The organism is Shewanella acanthi (assembly GCF_019457475.1).
In the GTDB taxonomy this organism is placed as follows: Bacteria; Pseudomonadota; Gammaproteobacteria; order Enterobacterales; family Shewanellaceae; genus Shewanella; species Shewanella acanthi.
This window is the reverse complement of the sequence record NZ_CP080413.1, coordinates 3,434,523-3,450,148: the sequence shown is the minus strand read 5'-3', so window position 1 is coordinate 3,450,148 and position 15,626 is coordinate 3,434,523. Positions and strand designations below refer to the sequence as shown.

13 protein-coding genes are annotated in these 15,626 nt (G+C 41.5%); 12 read left to right on the top strand and 1 reads right to left on the bottom strand.

Annotated elements, in window-relative coordinates:
- The first annotated feature begins 132 nt into the window (after window positions 1–132).
- The 4 genes from K0H61_RS14760 (at window position 133) to K0H61_RS14745 (ending at window position 2,175) form a co-directional block, all read left to right on the top strand.
- The gene (locus K0H61_RS14760; RefSeq protein ID WP_220050246.1) at window positions 133–444 is read left to right on the top strand and encodes a hypothetical protein; all 312 of its coding nucleotides are present in this window, start codon (window positions 133–135) and stop codon (window positions 442–444) included.
- Window positions 441–827: a low molecular weight phosphatase family protein gene (locus K0H61_RS14755; protein ID WP_220050245.1), complete on the top strand. Its 387-nt coding sequence runs from the start codon at window positions 441–443 to the stop codon at window positions 825–827. Before K0H61_RS14760 ends, K0H61_RS14755 begins: the two co-directional genes overlap by 4 nt.
- Window positions 811–978, top strand: a complete 168-nt coding sequence (locus tag K0H61_RS14750) for a hypothetical protein (RefSeq protein WP_220050244.1) — start codon at window positions 811–813, stop codon at window positions 976–978. Before K0H61_RS14755 ends, K0H61_RS14750 begins: the two co-directional genes overlap by 17 nt.
- Before the next feature lie 138 nt (window positions 979–1,116).
- Window positions 1,117–2,175: an aldose epimerase family protein gene (locus K0H61_RS14745; RefSeq protein ID WP_220050243.1), complete on the top strand. Its 1,059-nt coding sequence runs from the start codon at window positions 1,117–1,119 to the stop codon at window positions 2,173–2,175.
- Window positions 2,176–2,229: 54 nt separating this feature from the next.
- Here K0H61_RS14745 and K0H61_RS14740 read toward each other — a convergent pair whose 3' ends face one another.
- Entirely contained in the window at window positions 2,230–3,138 is a 909-nt protein-coding gene (locus K0H61_RS14740) for an AraC family transcriptional regulator (protein WP_220050242.1), read from the bottom strand.
- Between the two features lie 622 nt (window positions 3,139–3,760).
- On the opposite strand from K0H61_RS14740, the gene K0H61_RS14735 reads away from it, so the two are divergent.
- From K0H61_RS14735 to K0H61_RS14700, 8 genes are all read left to right on the top strand, one after another.
- Window positions 3,761–6,673, top strand: coding sequence for a TonB-dependent receptor (locus K0H61_RS14735; protein WP_220050241.1), 2,913 nt, complete (start codon window positions 3,761–3,763; stop codon window positions 6,671–6,673).
- 132 nt (window positions 6,674–6,805) lie between these two features.
- On the top strand, window positions 6,806–9,253 hold the full coding sequence (locus tag K0H61_RS14730) for a beta-galactosidase (RefSeq protein ID WP_220050240.1): 2,448 nt from the start codon (window positions 6,806–6,808) through the stop codon (window positions 9,251–9,253).
- 459 nt (window positions 9,254–9,712) lie between these two features.
- Window positions 9,713–10,492, top strand: coding sequence for an SDR family oxidoreductase (locus tag K0H61_RS14725; RefSeq protein ID WP_220050239.1), 780 nt, complete (start codon window positions 9,713–9,715; stop codon window positions 10,490–10,492).
- A 13-nt stretch (window positions 10,493–10,505) separates the two neighbouring features.
- Complete coding sequence (locus K0H61_RS14720) at window positions 10,506–11,927, top strand: sugar porter family MFS transporter (protein WP_220050238.1); 1,422 nt, start codon at window positions 10,506–10,508, stop codon at window positions 11,925–11,927.
- 15 nt (window positions 11,928–11,942) lie between these two features.
- Complete coding sequence (dgoD, locus tag K0H61_RS14715) at window positions 11,943–13,091, top strand: galactonate dehydratase (protein ID WP_220050237.1); 1,149 nt, start codon at window positions 11,943–11,945, stop codon at window positions 13,089–13,091.
- Window positions 13,092–13,094: 3 nt separating this feature from the next.
- The gene (locus tag K0H61_RS14710) at window positions 13,095–13,976 is read left to right on the top strand and encodes an SMP-30/gluconolactonase/LRE family protein (RefSeq protein ID WP_220050236.1); all 882 of its coding nucleotides are present in this window, start codon (window positions 13,095–13,097) and stop codon (window positions 13,974–13,976) included.
- Complete coding sequence (locus tag K0H61_RS14705) at window positions 13,973–14,920, top strand: 2-dehydro-3-deoxygalactonokinase (RefSeq protein WP_220050235.1); 948 nt, start codon at window positions 13,973–13,975, stop codon at window positions 14,918–14,920. Before K0H61_RS14710 ends, K0H61_RS14705 begins: the two co-directional genes overlap by 4 nt.
- Window positions 14,917–15,549 (top strand): 2-dehydro-3-deoxy-6-phosphogalactonate aldolase, encoded by a 633-nt coding sequence (locus K0H61_RS14700; RefSeq protein ID WP_220050234.1) that lies wholly within the window; start codon window positions 14,917–14,919, stop codon window positions 15,547–15,549. The genes K0H61_RS14705 and K0H61_RS14700 overlap by 4 nt, the downstream gene beginning before the upstream one ends.
- Window positions 15,550–15,626 lie beyond the last annotated feature (77 nt).

The window sequence follows — 15,626 nt, the reverse complement described above, 5'->3', positions numbered from 1 at the left end:
ATTAGGGATAAATTTTCTTTTTGAAAAATTTTAGTGACACTCCCGAAGCTTTAGTGACACTCCCCAAGACTTTTTACTCAGCCTGTACCATCCTGTAGCCATACGTTCTGTTCGCTTCACAGGAGTTCTATCATGTATGCCACCATTCTCGAACAACACCTGTCTGAACGGTTCCCCAATGTCATGTTATATGACTCGTTGAAAGTAGACGATAAATTCGTGTTCATCTTAAATCGCTTGTTCCAGACCCTATCTCTCCGAGCAGGTGAGGGGATTGTTGAGATCCTCCATATTGATGTGTGTCCAGTGACACGAATCCCTACCGTCGAGTTGATGCTACCTACGGGTTTGCATGAGCGAGACTTTTCATCGCTGTTTGATGACACCCAGCGATTACTGCATCTTGCAGCTGGGCTTAAGTGGCAAGATGAGGTAACTAATTGAATATCCTGTTTTTATGCACATCGAATCTTAATCGAAGCCGGACAGCAGAAGACCACTTTGCAGCAAAAGACTCACTGCACGTCTATCGCTCTGCTGGTTTGAGCGAGAAGGAGTGCAGGCGAAACAGCACAACATTATGTAGTGAAGAGCTGCTTGAATGGTCTGATGTTGTGTTTGTTATGGAAGACAAGCACGTTCGACGTATTGAAAAGTACACTGGTCAGCGTTTCTTGGGTAAGGTCGTTAATCTAGATATACCGGACATTTACAGATATGGAGAGTCAGCTTTGATAGAGCAGCTTGAAAAGCGTAGAGATGCGGTGCAATCTGAAAGCCAAGTTCTATTTTTTTCAGAGAGGGACAGCAATGAAAGTCGAAATTGAAAGAACAGTTGATGGGGATGCTTTTTTCAAATTACCTGACGAATATCTTGCCGATCTAAAATGGAAAGACGGTGATGTTATTCACTGGATTGATAATAAAGATGGTAGCTGGACTTTACGAAAGTCCTCTGTAGAAAGTCCTGCGGATTAGTCTTGCCCCAAATCGATTTTCAGCCAAATTAGCCCAAGCTGCCTATCTCGCGTAAGTTGACCAATTTTTAGTAATGATACAAAGTGCCTAAAACATTGGTGATTAATCAGTCCTGTAAGTTTGATGGCAATAAATTAAATGCAAATAGAAAGTGTAGGAATTCACTCAGAATTATTTGGTACCGTTCACGGACGTGAAGTAACAAAGTATGTTTTGACTAATAAGTCGGGCATGCGAGTTGAGATTTTATCGCTAGGAGCGACAATTTGCGCGATCTATGTTCCTGATCGTCACGGAGCCTTAGAAAACGTGGTTCTTTCTTTGCCCAAGTTAGACGATTACTTGGAAGACACCGCTTTTATTGGGCGAACCATCGGGCCTGTCGCCAATAGAATCGCTAACGCTCATTTCGCCATTGATAATCAAGAATATTCTTTGGAACGTAATGACGGGAACCACTGCTTACATAGTGGAACTACTGGCTTACATAATAAGATATGGCTTGCAGAACATGATGTTTCTTCGACAGGAGTAGTTCTGAATCTTTATGTAGAACATGCTCACATGGAAGGTGGATTTCCCGGGAATAAGCAATTCAGAGCGAGTTTTTGTTTACAGCATGACAACACTCTTTTGCTGTCATTTCATGCTTCCTCAGATCGAATGACTCCAGTCAGTTTAACTAATCATGCATATTTTAACTTAGCAGGTTCGGGAAACATCTTAAACCATGATTTGTTTATCAATTCTGATTCGATTACACCTGTGGATGAAACATTTATCCCAACCAAAGAAATATTAGAGGTATCAGGTACAGCCTTTGATTTTACCGCATTGAAGCTAATTGGAATGGATATAGGTAGCCAGCATCCTCAGATCAGATCTTCATGTGGATTTAATCATAATTTCATTTTGAATAAGCAGCATGATAATTCGGCTGTGTTGAGTCATGCAAACTCAGGAAGGCAAATGACAGTGAAGACAGATATGCCAGGTATTCAACTCTACACGTCAAACTTCCTTCATCAGGCAAAAAATGTTGCTGGAATGGGGCTTTTTTCACAATACGAAGGAGTGTGTTTAGAAGCTCAAAACTATCCTGATACACCTAATTGGCCTTACTCAGCAGAACGATGGGTTTCACCGATTAGCCCATATAAAGCTTATATTAGTTATCATTTTGATGTTATTGAATGATTACTGAATTAGGTGTGAGCAGGGAAAGACTATCTTCAAGCTAAACATGCTAGCTTATATGGTCGTTAAATACTTAGTTAAGAACTCTTTGTATCTTTTAGGGCTCATCCCCATCACTTTTTTGAACGCTCTTGAAAAATAGTAGGCGTCTTCAAATCCTACCTCTAGTGCCATTTGCTTAATGGTCATTTTAGTATCTGTCATTAGTTGGCATGCCGCTTTAATCCGCAGTTTTGTGTAGACCTGAATTGGAGGTGAGCCAGTTAATTTTTTAAATAATGCACAGTAATACGGGACTGACATTTTTGCATCTTGAGCAAGTTGCTCTAATGTCATTGGTGTTTTTAATGTTTGTTCCATAGTTATCAACGAGGCTCTTATTCTCTCTTCTGCTTGCCTTAGTTGTTTCGTTTTCGACCTCTTTGCATCCGAGATTAGACCTAGCAAATTAACAAAACTACAGGTTAATCCAATAAGCGCGTTATCGGTCTGAGCTCGCTGCACCCATCGAATGGTAGTTTCAAAAGCTTTAACTATGGGAGGGGTTTGAGGTAGGTAAAGAGTAATGTTTTGTCCATTATTGCTAAAGTGTTGATATAAATCATCTGCTTCGGTTCCATTAAAGTGCACCCAATACAGCCTCCAACTTGCATTTGGCCGACTACCATATTCATGTGAAACATGTGCTGGAAGTAAAATCAGTTGGTCTTCTTCGACGACTTCATGTTTGCCTCCAATGGAAACATACCCAGTACCACCTACGCAAAAAATTAGGACGTAGTTTTTGCTGCCTGACTCCCTCAAAACCCTGTGATTACTAGCTTCGGGATAATAGCCTGCATCAGTTACATATATTGCTTTGCACAGGGGTAATTGCTGCATTCTCGCTATAGAGGTCAAAGATACATGGAGGAGTTTTTGGCTAGGAAATCCTTCAGCTAATGTCTGCGAGTTGTTTATCATCTATGGCCTCCGATTGAACAAGCTAGGTGGATATCCATGTTGGTGCAACAAACGCCCAATTCTGGTTTGACGTGAAAAAAATAATATTATCCATTGTTGTTCAGAGGAATCAACATTGTTTTTGCTGCTCACTAATTTAACCTTAGCGCAACTAAAATGTAACCAAAATGTGTCTTGACGGTATATCCCGCAGTTTTATTCAACTAAGAGAGATTCTGGTCGGTTGCAATATCTTGGTCTGTCACAGAGTGAAGACAACTGTATGCGGAGCTCAAAACGTAATTCATGCGCAATGAGCAAGATTCGGAAGTGAGACAGATCAATGTTGGTGGTTTCTCATTAATGAGTTTTATGAGCTTTGAGCAGCCAAGATCAGGGCAGAATGCATTTCGATGTAAAAAATAAAAAGACATATCGCGCATTAAGGCTTTGGAGCCAATCAATATCACTAAAAAAATTGTTGGTTATACCGAAAGATTCAAAACATAAATTCGAACATAAATACAGAGGAAATTCTCTGTCCTTGTGTTGATGAAGCTGTAAACAACGGGGAGCTGAACTTTCAATAAAAGTTTGGTAGCTAAATTAATAGCTAAATGTTTCAAGACGGGGGTGATTTAATATGACTTTTAAAAAAAATAAAATAGCAAGTTACTTGACGCTTATATTTGCAACTGGTTCAACATATCCAATTTTTGCCCAAGACAGCGACGTTGCGGACCCAAATATTGAAAAAATCGAAGTGAAAGGTATTCGAGGAAGTTTGCAAAAGGCTTCATTTCAGAAGCAATACGCAGATTCAATACAAGACAGTATTGTGGCAGAAGATATTGGTAAATTTCCCGATCAGAACGTTGCAGAGTCATTACAGCGAATTACTGGTGTTTCGATTTCTAGGCAAAATGGCGAAGGCTCGCAGATTACGATCAGAAGCTTTGGTCCAGAGTTTAACGCGGTAAAACTAAATGATCGGACTACCGCCACCGTTGGCGGCGGCAGAAGTTTTGATTTTCAGGTACTCCCTTCCGAATTAATCAGTGGTGCAGACGTAATTAAATCTCCAACAGCCGACCTTTCAGCTGGAAGTATTGGTGCGTATGTAAACGTGACCACGGCAAGACCTTTAGATAGTCCAGGCTTTAAAGCGACTGGTTCAGTCAAGGCCAATTATCAGGACCTCAGTGAGGATACAAATGGCCAAATTAGCGCCATTGTGAGTAATACCTTTTTAGATGATTCATTAGGTATTTTGCTAGGTGTGGCCTACAAAGAAAGCCAAAACCGAATAGATAATTACCGCACAAGCCACTGGGCGCAATTTGGGTTAAATGGCACAGGTTATGATTTACCAGGAAACTGGAATTACTCTCCGATAGACGTTGTGGATGAATCTGGTCAGGTGTCTGACAGAACTGCAATTCGTGGGCCGGGAAGAACGATTTTCAATTCAAATAATGAAGAACGAGATCGTCTGGGTGTCAATTTTGTTCTCCAATACGAGTCCTCGGATAATTTTGTATCTACGGTCGACGTTATGTATTCCAAGCTAAATCGAGGTGAGTTAGGCGGTGGTTTACAGATCCCTAATCAGGAGGAACGTTATACCTATGCGATGGTAAATGACTCCGGGACCTTGCTAGAAGCTAATTTAGCTAATGTTGATTTAGAGATGAACGTCCTCACTTCACAGCAAGAAATGACGACGACCTTGTTTGGTTATAATGGTGTTTATACAGGCGACAAGTTTACACTTGAGCTAGATGCGTCATATTCCAAGGCTGAGTCATATTTTGAAGGTGATGGTAGCACCGCACTTCACTACACCCGCTTTCAATCCACACAAGATGTGGTAAATAGTTACCAAGATATCCGTGATGAGAACGGCAACTTACTGAGTAACGATATTTTTATTGATTACCGTAATGATATTCCAGATGTCACGATTACTGGATTAGATCTATTAGACCCTTCAAAAATTCGTGCTTCTTGGCAGAGGTTCTCAGAATCTAAATCTGAAGATGAAGTTAGAGAAATCAAGTTAAATCACAAGTATTTATTTGATTCTGACACATTTGTATCCTTACAGTCTGGCCTCGCATATACAAGCCGGACTACAAGTTCAAGTGTGAGCGCTACTGAGATGGATCCTTTGACGGGTTCTCCGGATTGGGGGCGTGGATTTATGTGGATTGGTGGTGGAGCCACCTGGCCTACGACAGCGGAAACAGGCAAATTAGATGACTCTCTTTACACATTGAGTCCCTCCAATTTTATGAGTGGGATTTCTGGTAACTTCCCTCGCCAATGGCTCATGATATCGGACTTCAACAAATACCGTGAAGCGACTCAAAAATTGTTGCCTCCGGGCTCAGAAAACTGGTGGACGACTTATCCAAGTCTGGCTGATACCTACAGCAATGATGAAACCGAAATTGCTGCATATTTAAGATTAAATATGGAAGGTGATATCGGTGATTATACTTGGAGCGGAAATGTTGGTGGTCGCTATGTGACCGTCGACAACTCTACCGTTGGTGCCGCAACATTAATTGACCTCTTGTATTTAGATGAGCGCCAAGATGTGCCTGAAGGTTTAATTTATAACCGTACAGATTCAACTCAAGAATTAACAGAGTTTAAGACGGATGAGAATTATTTTTTACCTAGTTTAAACTTAAGCCTCAATTTAGGTGATGGTTACTATGTTAAAACAGCAATGGCTAAAACTGTGACTCGTCCAGCTTTAGCCGATGCATCAGGTAACGTCAGTGAAGCTGGGTTGGGGCACGTTCCTGTTGTTGAAATTCGAGGTGGTAATCCATTCCTGAAAGCATACAAAGCAACTCAATTGGATCTGTCTTTCGAATATTATGCAGAAAATGGCGATGCATACACGGCAACTTACTTCTACAAGGACATCACTAATTTCATTTCAACCATCACCAAAACTGGTGCTTGGGAAGGCAATATAAGCTCTGACCTATCAGATGCTTATGCTGATATTGGTCAAACCGTTAGTTTTGTTTCTACTCGAAAAGAAAACCGTGCTGGTGGCACTGTTCAAGGTCTTGAACTAGGTATGCTTCATAACTTTGATTACTTGCCGACTTGGTTTTCAGGACTAGGTATTCAGGCTAACTACACCTATGCAGACAGCAAAGATAAAGATGTTGAGCTGTTGAACCAGCCTGATATTCCTGAGCCAGGTTCAGGATTGGAAGGTTTCGCGAAGCACTCGTTTAATTTCATTGCATTCTACGATTATGAAAGCCTACAAGCGCGACTTGCTTACAATTGGCGAGACAAGTTTTTACTAAGCCGCAGTGGCGATGGTATCCAACCTGAGTTCAATGATAGTTATGGCCAGTTAGACGCAAGTATTTCGTATAACTTAAGCGAAAATGTAAGTATTGGTCTAGAAGCAATAAACTTGACTAATGAAACTCGTCTTCAATATTTTGGGCAAAGGGATAGAGTAAGTCTGGTTGAAATGACGGGTACGCGTTATCAGCTTGGTGTAAGAGCAAGTTTCTAAACACTGTAATTCTGATTAGCTCTCGTACTAATGTTACGAGAGCTAAATTCTTATATTAAAGATACCGAGGAACAGTTAATTAAATATAAAGAATTAACTGTGTCTAATTGATGGTGAGTGAGTTTTACCACCATGTTTCCACTCAAAGTTAATTTATGTCATATGAAAAAATTAAAAAAACTGATTCTTTGTAGCATGGCTTTTGTTAGCTCCTCATCAATAGCGACAAGTTACAATATTGATTTAGACGTCAAACCAAAAAAAATCGTGAGAGGGCATTTAAATCTCGGCGGTGTTGCGCCAGACGGCTCATCCTACGACGCTAATAGTTATTACCTAGAAAAAGATGGTAAACCGTTTATGCCCGTACTGGGTGAGTTCCATTATTCTCGGTATCCTGTTGAGTTTTGGGAGGAATCGCTTCGTAAAATGAAAGCTGGTGGGGTTAATGTTATCGCCACTTATGTGTTTTGGAATTTACACGAACCAAAAGAGGGGGAATTCGACTTTAGCGGCAATCTGGATCTTCGTCATTTTATTAGTATCGCAGATCGTGTCGGTTTACCTGTCATTGTGCGACTTGGCCCATTTTGTCATGGTGAAATGCGTAATGGAGGTATGCCTGATTGGTTGTATGGACGCACTTTTGAGGTGCGTTCGAATGACGAAGGTTACCTAAACCTTGTTGATAAGTTATATGCAAAAATTGGCGAACAGCTAAAGGGACTTTATTTTTCTGAAGGTGGACCAGTTATTGGTGCGCAGGTAGAAAACGAATACCAGCATTCGGCTGCACCCTGGGAAATAACTTATCCGGGTGCTCCAGTAGAGCGCACCAATGCCATGTTAAACCGAAGTTTAAGTTTTAATCAGATTACCGTTACCGATGGTGTGAATCCACATTTGGAATACGGTGTAAAACATATGAAAACGCTGAGAGCTTTGGCGGAAAAACATGGAATAAAAACGCCCTATTACACTGCGACCGGGTGGGGTAATGCGACAATAGTTGATAAAGGAAGCATTCCAGTGTCAGCTGGTTATGCCTATCCGTTCTGGGAGCCCGAAGGTCCTTCAGATTTCTTTATGTATAAAGATATTCATTTAAACCCGGATTACTCTCCTGTTAGTTATGACGCAAGTCTGTACCCATCTATCCCGGCAGAAATTGGACCAGGGATCATGCCGTTATATACCCGGAGGCCCTACTTTGTTGAAGAGAGTTTGTTACCTATGATGGTGCGTATTCTAGGTAGTGGCTCGAACGGTGTGGGATATTACATGTATCACGGTGGTTCAACTCCGCTTTCTAAAGAAGGCCGTTTTATGGGGGAAGAGCTCGCTGGCGTTCCGAAAATTAACTACGATTTCCAAGCTCCAATTGGAGAATACGGGCAGGTTAGATCTCACTTTCAAAGTACGAAGCTTTTGCACTTCTTTATGGATTCATTTGGCCAGCAGTTGGCGCCAATGCAAACTGTATTGCCAAAAACCAATTCATCTATTCATCCAAAAAACAAAGATGTTTTGCGTTATGCCGCTAGGGTAAAGGGAAAAAGTGCGTTTATCTTTATGCATAATTTCCAAGATGATGCTGAGATGGAAAATCTGAAAGACCTAAATATCACAGCCTCAATTGAAGGTGAAAAAATACGGCTGCCGGAAAATGGAACCTTTACTCTGAACGTCGGTGAATCAGCAATTCTTCCGATAAATTTGGATTTAGATGGTGTAAATCTTAAATCTGCCACATTAACACCACTAACCAGTTTGAGAGATGGTACATCGAAGAGATATGTATTTACCTCGTTGAGCGGAATGCCTGCTGAATTTGAGTTTGATAAAGACACGCCTATTACGGGTGACGGAATAAAAACTGTTGCCAAGGGCAAGTCGATATTTGTTGTAGGGGCGAATAACGTTCCATTTGAGTTTACCGCAGGAGGTAAAACGATATTGGTTGTTCCTTACAGTTTAGCTCTTCAATCCTATAGGGTTGGTGACTCAACTTTAGCTTTTTCTGATTCAGTTATTTTGGAAAATGATGGTTTTATGGAAGTGCTGACTCGGGGACGTGAGTCAACACAAGTCATGGTTTACCCGAAGCGAACTGGGACCAGCTATATTACGGGTGCACAGTTGAACGAGACTAAGGCGCCTTTGCCTTCAATGAGTGCCTTTAATATTAGCTATGAGAAAGCAAAGTTAGATGTTCATGTTAATAAATTGAACGACGAAAGTTTTGTTGTGACGGCTGATTCGGATAAGTTGGCTGGGCTTAACCAGCTATTTTTAAGATTCGACTATGTCGGTGATCGTGGTGCAGCGTTTATTAATGGCTATATGGCGGCAGACCACTTTTGGATGGATAAACCTTGGGAGATAGGCTTGCGGGGGTTTATTTCAAACATTTCAAAAAGTGAAATGGTGGTTCGTTTTTATCCGCTTTATCCTGATGCAAAGTTTCTGGAGGAATTTACTCCCAAACATAAACCAAGCTTCAAATCTGGTGAGAAAAGTAAACTATCGTTCGAGAAGGTTGAACTGATACCAGAATATAAAGCGTTACTCAGTATCTGATATCGCTATTTTTCGATGGCTTAAACCGATAGCTGCACAATCTATCGGTTTAAGCATTTTTGCTTTTGTAAAGTAATAATGTCCATTTTCTCTGCCTACTCACTTTGTTCAGTAAGTGCTAATTTCTTTTGTATAATACTCGCTCTATTGTGATTAACGGATGAATACCCCATTAATTTAGAGGTTTGCATAGATTTACATAGGTTTGATTAGGGCGAGGTATGTTTTGGTTTTTTCTGGTTCATTAAGCTTTTAAAAATAAGATAATCCATCTTTAAGTAGTTTTATCTCCATTTTTGATGTCTGGTAGCAACACTAAAATAATGTACTGCAAATGAGTCATAGAGTGGATTGGGGCACTACAGCCACAGCCTTCGCTTTGATGACTCTAGGGATGCCGAGTTACATGATTATTCAATGTTTAGACTGCATTCACATCTCTTGAAAAGTGGAGGAAAAATGTCTCAAAGATTACTAAAAAAAGTGGCAATTATAACTGGTTCAGCACAGGGTATAGGAGAATCAATAGCACGACTATTTGCTGAGCATGGAGCAGATCTTATCCTTTTTGATCTGAACGCTCAGAAATTGGAGACACTTGCGAACGAACTCACGGATAAATTTGGCTGCAAAGTTTTGCCTGTTTCAGTTGATGTGAGTGATGCACTACAAGTGCAAGCGGCTATAGAGACCAGTTTAACCACCTTTAAACGGATTGATGTTTTGGTCAACAATGCTGGGGTCAATGTATTTAGTGACCTGAACAGTTTAGAGCTCACTGATTGGGAAAGATGCTTAAATATCAACCTGAAGGGTGCAATGCTCTGTACTAAGGCCATATTGCCAACAATGTTAAACCAGTCTTACGGCCACATTGTTAACATATCTTCTACTCATGGCCATAAAATTATCAGAGGCGCTTTACCCTACACAGTGTCTAAGCATGGTTTGCTAGGGCTGACTAAGTCCGTTGGCATTGAATATGCTGACAGAGGCATCCGAGCTAATTCCATTTCACCAGGTTTGATCGATACACCAATTGCTCAGAAGTATTTCAATGAGTTCCCAGAACCTGAGCTAGAAAAGTTGAGACAAGAAAACTTTTTGCCTTGTAAAAGGATGGGGAATCCAACAGAGGTAGCATATACCGCCTTATTTTTAGCCAGCGACGAAGCTCTATTTATAAATGCGACGGATATCTTAATCGATGGTGGTCGATGCCAAGTGTATCTAGATTAGAGGTTGTAGTTCGATGAATCATAATTTGAATAGCTCCTATATTTGGATGATTTGCTTAACTGCCGCGTGTGGTGGTTTTTTGTTTGGGTATGACTGGGTGGTGATCGGCGGTGCCAAACCATTTTACGAGCTCTATTTTAATGTGAATGATCCGAATGTTTCGGGTTGGTTGATGGGCTCTGCACTGATTGGATGTATCTTTGGTGCTGCCTTCTCAGGCGTTATTTCCGACCGATGGGGGCGTAAGCCTGCACTGGTTATTTCCGCACTGTTATTTATCGTATCTGCTGCTGGAAATGCGTGGGCGAATAATATCGATCTATTCGTCATTGCTAGGATTATTGGTGGTATTGGTATTGGTGTCGCTTCTACAGTTTCTCCGATGTACATCTCAGAAATAAGTCCACCAGAAAAACGAGGGAAACTGGTTTCAATTAACCAGTTAACAATAGTGATTGGGGTATTGTTCGCCCAGTTGGTTAATTTATTCATTGCGGAGCCAACGCCAGCGAATCTATCAACTAATGAAATGTTGGCTCTATGGAATGTTCAAACTGGCTGGCGATATATGTTTGCAGCTGAGTTGATTCCAGCAGTTGTGTTTTTGTTGTTAGTGACCATTATTCCTGAGTCACCTAGGTGGCTAATTCAAAAAAGTCGAACCGCAGAAGCTAGTGAGGTCTTAGGTAAAATTGGCAGAGGTGACTATGCCACAGTTGTAATGGCTGACATTCAAAAAAATATTTCTGAAAGTCATAATAAAGGAGCCATCAAAGACTTAATGTCTCTGAAACCAATTTTGGTCATTGGTGTGGTGTTGGCTGCTTTTCAGCAATGGAGTGGGATCAATGTTGTGTTTAACTATGCACAAGAAATTTTTTCGAGTGCAGGTTTCGACATCGACGATACGCTGAAATCAATAGTAGCGACTGGTTCTGTTAACCTCATTTTTACCCTGATAGCATTGCCGCTGGTTGACAAACTTGGGCGTAGAAAGCTCATGCTACTTGGTTCAATCAGCCTAGCTATTATCTACCTAATGATTGCTCTGGCTTACAGTGCAGGGACGTTAGGGCTACCCATTTTAATACTGGTTTTACTTGCAATTGCGACTTATGCAATGACTCTTGCACCTGTGACATGGGTACTCATTGCAGAGTTGTTTCCTAATCATATTAGAGGATTAGGAATGGCAGCTTGTACTTTCTCTCTATGGTTTGCATCTTTTGGACTGACCTACACCTTTCCATTTATCAATCGCGCATTTGATGCTGAAGGTAGCTTTTTGATTTATGCCCTTATTTGTTTTTCAGGATTCATTTTTGTCTGGAAAAAAGTACCGGAAACAAGCCAGTTAACGCTCGAAGAAATCGAGAATCAGCTGCAAAGGCAAACGGTAAAGGGAAATTCTCCTGACTGTCCCGTTAAGATTTAAAGAAAGGATCGCCCAATGATAATTACAAACATTAGAACATATAGAGTGAATCCTAGGTGGTTGTTCTTAGCGATTGATACTGACGAAGGGATCACTGGATGGGGTGAGCCCGTTCTTGAAGGTCGAGCCAAAACGGCTGAGGTCGCAGTTGAAGAGCTAAAACCGCTGTTGATTGGTCAAAACCCTCTCAATATAAATTACTTATGGCAGCGAATGTATACCAGTTCGTTTTATCGTGGTGGCCCAATTTTGATGTCAGCACTATCTGGTATTGACCAAGCACTGTGGGACATTAAAGGCAAATTTTTAGGGCAGCCAGTGTATGAATTACTGGGAGGTTTGGGTCGTCAGAAAGTAAAAACGTATTCTTGGGTTGGCGGTGATGATCCGGCAGATGAGATTATCCAAATCGAAAGACAGCGAGAGACAGGCCAAGACTCATTTAAATTAAATGGTTGTGGCAAGCTCAAGTTCTTGGAGAGTTACAAAGGTATTGATCAAGTCATAAAGCGTATTGGAGATATTCGAACACATTTTGGCAATCAGATTGATTTTGCTTTGGATTTCCATGGTCGTGTTTCTTTGCCTATGGCAAAAGTCTTGCTGAAAGAGCTTGAAGTCTTTCGTCCCTTATTTGTTGAAGAACCTGTATTACCTGAGTTTTACGACCACTATTGTGATTTAAGCAATCAGACCAGCATTCCTTTGGCGGCTGGCGAAAGAGCACACAGTAAATTTGAGTTTCGAAAAATCCTGTCCAGCGGTGGGCTTAGTATTATTCAACCCGATTTATCCCATGCTGGCGGAATTACTGAATGTCTTAAAATCGCGTCAATGGCAGATAGTTTCAACGTAGGCTTGGCACCTCATTGTCCGCTTGGGCCTATCGCACTGGCGAGCTGTTTTGCTTTGGACTTTGTCTCCCCCAATACCGTCATTCAGGAGTTTGCCTTAAATATTCATTACAACAAGGGGGTTGAACTCCTTGATTACGTGTTGAATAAAGAAGATTTCGTATTAGAAGACGGTTATATGAAACCCTTTAGGAAGCCAGGATTAGGTGTGGAAATTAATGAAGAGTTTCTTATCGAAAAAGCAAAATCAGTAGTCGATTGGTATCCACCGAGTTGGTATCAAGACGATGGTAGTGTAGCTGAGTGGTAAATTATGCTGATAGATACAATAAATGTTGGTAATGATTTGGGTGAAAACATCCTGTGGGATGATAAACACAACTGTTTGTGGTGGACTGATATAACCCAAAGCAAACTGCACCACTATTCTTGGGGAACAAAAGAATTAAATTCGTATTCAACACCTTATAAATTGTGTTCATTCGGATTTGTGGAGGGGCAAGAGCAACTATTGATAGCTGCGTTTGAACATATGATTGCTTTGTACAACCCATATACAGGGCAAATTGATGAGATATATCAGCTCGACGAGTCTTCAGGGGATGTCAGATTCAACGATGGTCGCGTGGACGCCGAGGGAAGGTTTTGGGTGGGTACTATGTCTCGTGCGACCCCACCTGAGAAAAACGGTGTAGTGTATTGCATTGCAAAGTCAGGTGATGGCTACATCGTATCCGAGAAAGTGCATCATATAAAGATATCTAATGGTTTGTGCTGGGATGCGCCAAATAATCGGATGTTTTTAGCGGACTCTGCGGAGCAAAAAATTTACTACTACGACTTTTTGACTACTCAAGGTGAGGTGAGTAATCAAAGGATATTTACTCAAACAAACTCCAATCAATACCCCGACGGCGCAGTGACTGATCAACAGGGGAATTTATGGAGTGCGCACTGGGGTGGTTACTGCGTTAATGCCTATTCACCAAATGGTGAGTTACTGGAAACAATTACACTTCCAGTGGCTCAGCCAACTTGCGTTTGTTTTGGTGGGCCTGAACTTGAACACTTATTTGTATCTACAGCTCGGTACGGACTTAACCAGCACACGTTAACCAAGCAACCTCTAGCTGGGGATGTATTTGTATTCAAACTCAACCAAGCAGGTAATCCAGCACAGAGGTTCTTCCTATGAGTAGTTTTAGCGAAGGTTTAAAAATGCGTCGTTTCATTGCTGTTGATTGGGGGACAACTAACTTCAGAGCTTTTTTGATGCAAGGTAATGGCGCCTGTTTAGATAGCGTACAATCTGACCAAGGCGTATTGTCTGTTCAAAATAGAGATTTTCTGGCGGTTATTGTTACCAATTTAAGCAAATGGCTTCAAGAAGACTCCTCATTACCCATCATTATGAGCGGTATGGTAGGCAGTAAGGTTGGTTGGTTTGACGTACCTTATGTTGAGTTGCCATTTGATAGTTCAGCCTTAGTCAAAGGTGCGCATAAAGTTAGTGTCGATAAGTTCAATATCTGGATTATTCCCGGAGTTCAGGCTGATTCTCTTGAAGGCAATGTTGATGTGATGCGAGGGGAGGAGGTCCAGGTTATTGGTGCACAAGCCATCGCTGCTGCAAACCAGTTGAGTTACATGAACATCTGCTTACCTGGTACACACAGTAAATGGCTGGTGTATCGAGACGGGCACTTAACGCTATCAACGTTTATGACTGGCGAGCTGTTTTCTTTGCTGAGTCAGCATTCCATCTTGAGCCGGACTTTAGATGATCCCGCAATCTGGAGTGAGAGTGATTTCAACCGGGGAGTTGCAGATAGTGCACAGTCTGGATTAGGGCTGCTGCACAATTTATTCGGTGTAAGAACCAAAAAGTTATTTCCAGGTACTGATTCCTTACATTCTCAAAGCTATTTGTCTGGGCTGCTTATTGGCGCTGAAATTTATCCAATGCTGCCTTATGTCCGCTCGGGCTTGGTAGTTGTCGCTGCATCCAAGCTGTTGACTTTATATTCTCAGGCATTTGAAGCCTTTTCTTGCCCAGTATTGGCTATCGACTCCAATGATGCGACCCAGATGGGACTTATCAGCATATTTGAATCAATTTACAATTTAGGTGAACTATGAATCCAGTGTTTGAGAAATACAACTCGCTGCCACTAATCGGAATTTTAAGAGGTGTACGTCCGGAAGAAGTGGTTGAAGTGGTGAACGTTTTATATGAGAGCGGTTTTAAAATGGTCGAAGTACCATTGAACTCGCCAGAACCTTACAAAAGTATCGAGCTACTGACAAAGCACTTTTCAGACCGGATGTTAATTGGTGCTGGTACCGTACTCTCGGTTGAGCAAGTCCATCGCGTTGCACAAGCGGGTGGTAAGTTGATTGTTTCGCCCAATATTGATGCTGAAGTTATTATCGAGTCCAAAAAATTGCACCTGGTTTCAGTTCCGGGCGTTGCAACTCCGAGTGAAGCGCTACAGGCTTACAAGGCTGGTGCTGATGCGATAAAGGCTTTCCCATGTGACAGCATCACCTCTAAAGGGATTAAGAGCTGGCGCTCCGTGTTGCCCAAAGACTTGCCTATTTATGCCGTAGGAGGCATTGAGCTTGCCAATATGGAAGAATATTGGAATTCTGGCTGTGATGGATTTGGCTTAGGAAGTTCATTATATAAGCCAGGTGTTGCGATTGAAGACTTACATCGCATCGCTACTAGCTTTGTGCAGTGCTGCTCAATTTTAACAAAAAGCTAAGTTGATAGGCGTGCAGACAGTCACTGAAATGTAGGGGAAATTGAGAAATTGACTTGTGATAAGGCAATTTCTCAAGC

Bases quoted from the DNA above. Each gene is read 5' to 3' on its own strand.
- K0H61_RS14760 (WP_220050246.1), top strand. From the start codon at position 133: ATGTATGCCACCATTCTCGAACAACACCTGTCTGAACGGTTCCCCAAT.
- K0H61_RS14750 (WP_220050244.1), top strand. From the start codon at position 811: ATGAAAGTCGAAATTGAAAGAACAGTTGATGGGGATGCTTTTTTCAAA.
- K0H61_RS14745 (WP_220050243.1), top strand. From the start codon at position 1,117: ATGCAAATAGAAAGTGTAGGAATTCACTCAGAATTATTTGGTACCGTT.
- K0H61_RS14740 (WP_220050242.1), bottom strand. From the start codon at position 3,138: ATGATAAACAACTCGCAGACATTAGCTGAAGGATTTCCTAGCCAAAAA.
- K0H61_RS14735 (WP_220050241.1), top strand. From the start codon at position 3,761: ATGACTTTTAAAAAAAATAAAATAGCAAGTTACTTGACGCTTATATTT.
- K0H61_RS14730 (WP_220050240.1), top strand. From the start codon at position 6,806: ATGTTTCCACTCAAAGTTAATTTATGTCATATGAAAAAATTAAAAAAA.
- K0H61_RS14725 (WP_220050239.1), top strand. From the start codon at position 9,713: ATGTCTCAAAGATTACTAAAAAAAGTGGCAATTATAACTGGTTCAGCA.
- K0H61_RS14720 (WP_220050238.1), top strand. From the start codon at position 10,506: ATGAATCATAATTTGAATAGCTCCTATATTTGGATGATTTGCTTAACT.
- dgoD (WP_220050237.1), top strand. From the start codon at position 11,943: ATGATAATTACAAACATTAGAACATATAGAGTGAATCCTAGGTGGTTG.
- K0H61_RS14710 (WP_220050236.1), top strand. From the start codon at position 13,095: ATGCTGATAGATACAATAAATGTTGGTAATGATTTGGGTGAAAACATC.
- K0H61_RS14705 (WP_220050235.1), top strand. From the start codon at position 13,973: ATGAGTAGTTTTAGCGAAGGTTTAAAAATGCGTCGTTTCATTGCTGTT.
- K0H61_RS14700 (WP_220050234.1), top strand. From the start codon at position 14,917: ATGAATCCAGTGTTTGAGAAATACAACTCGCTGCCACTAATCGGAATT.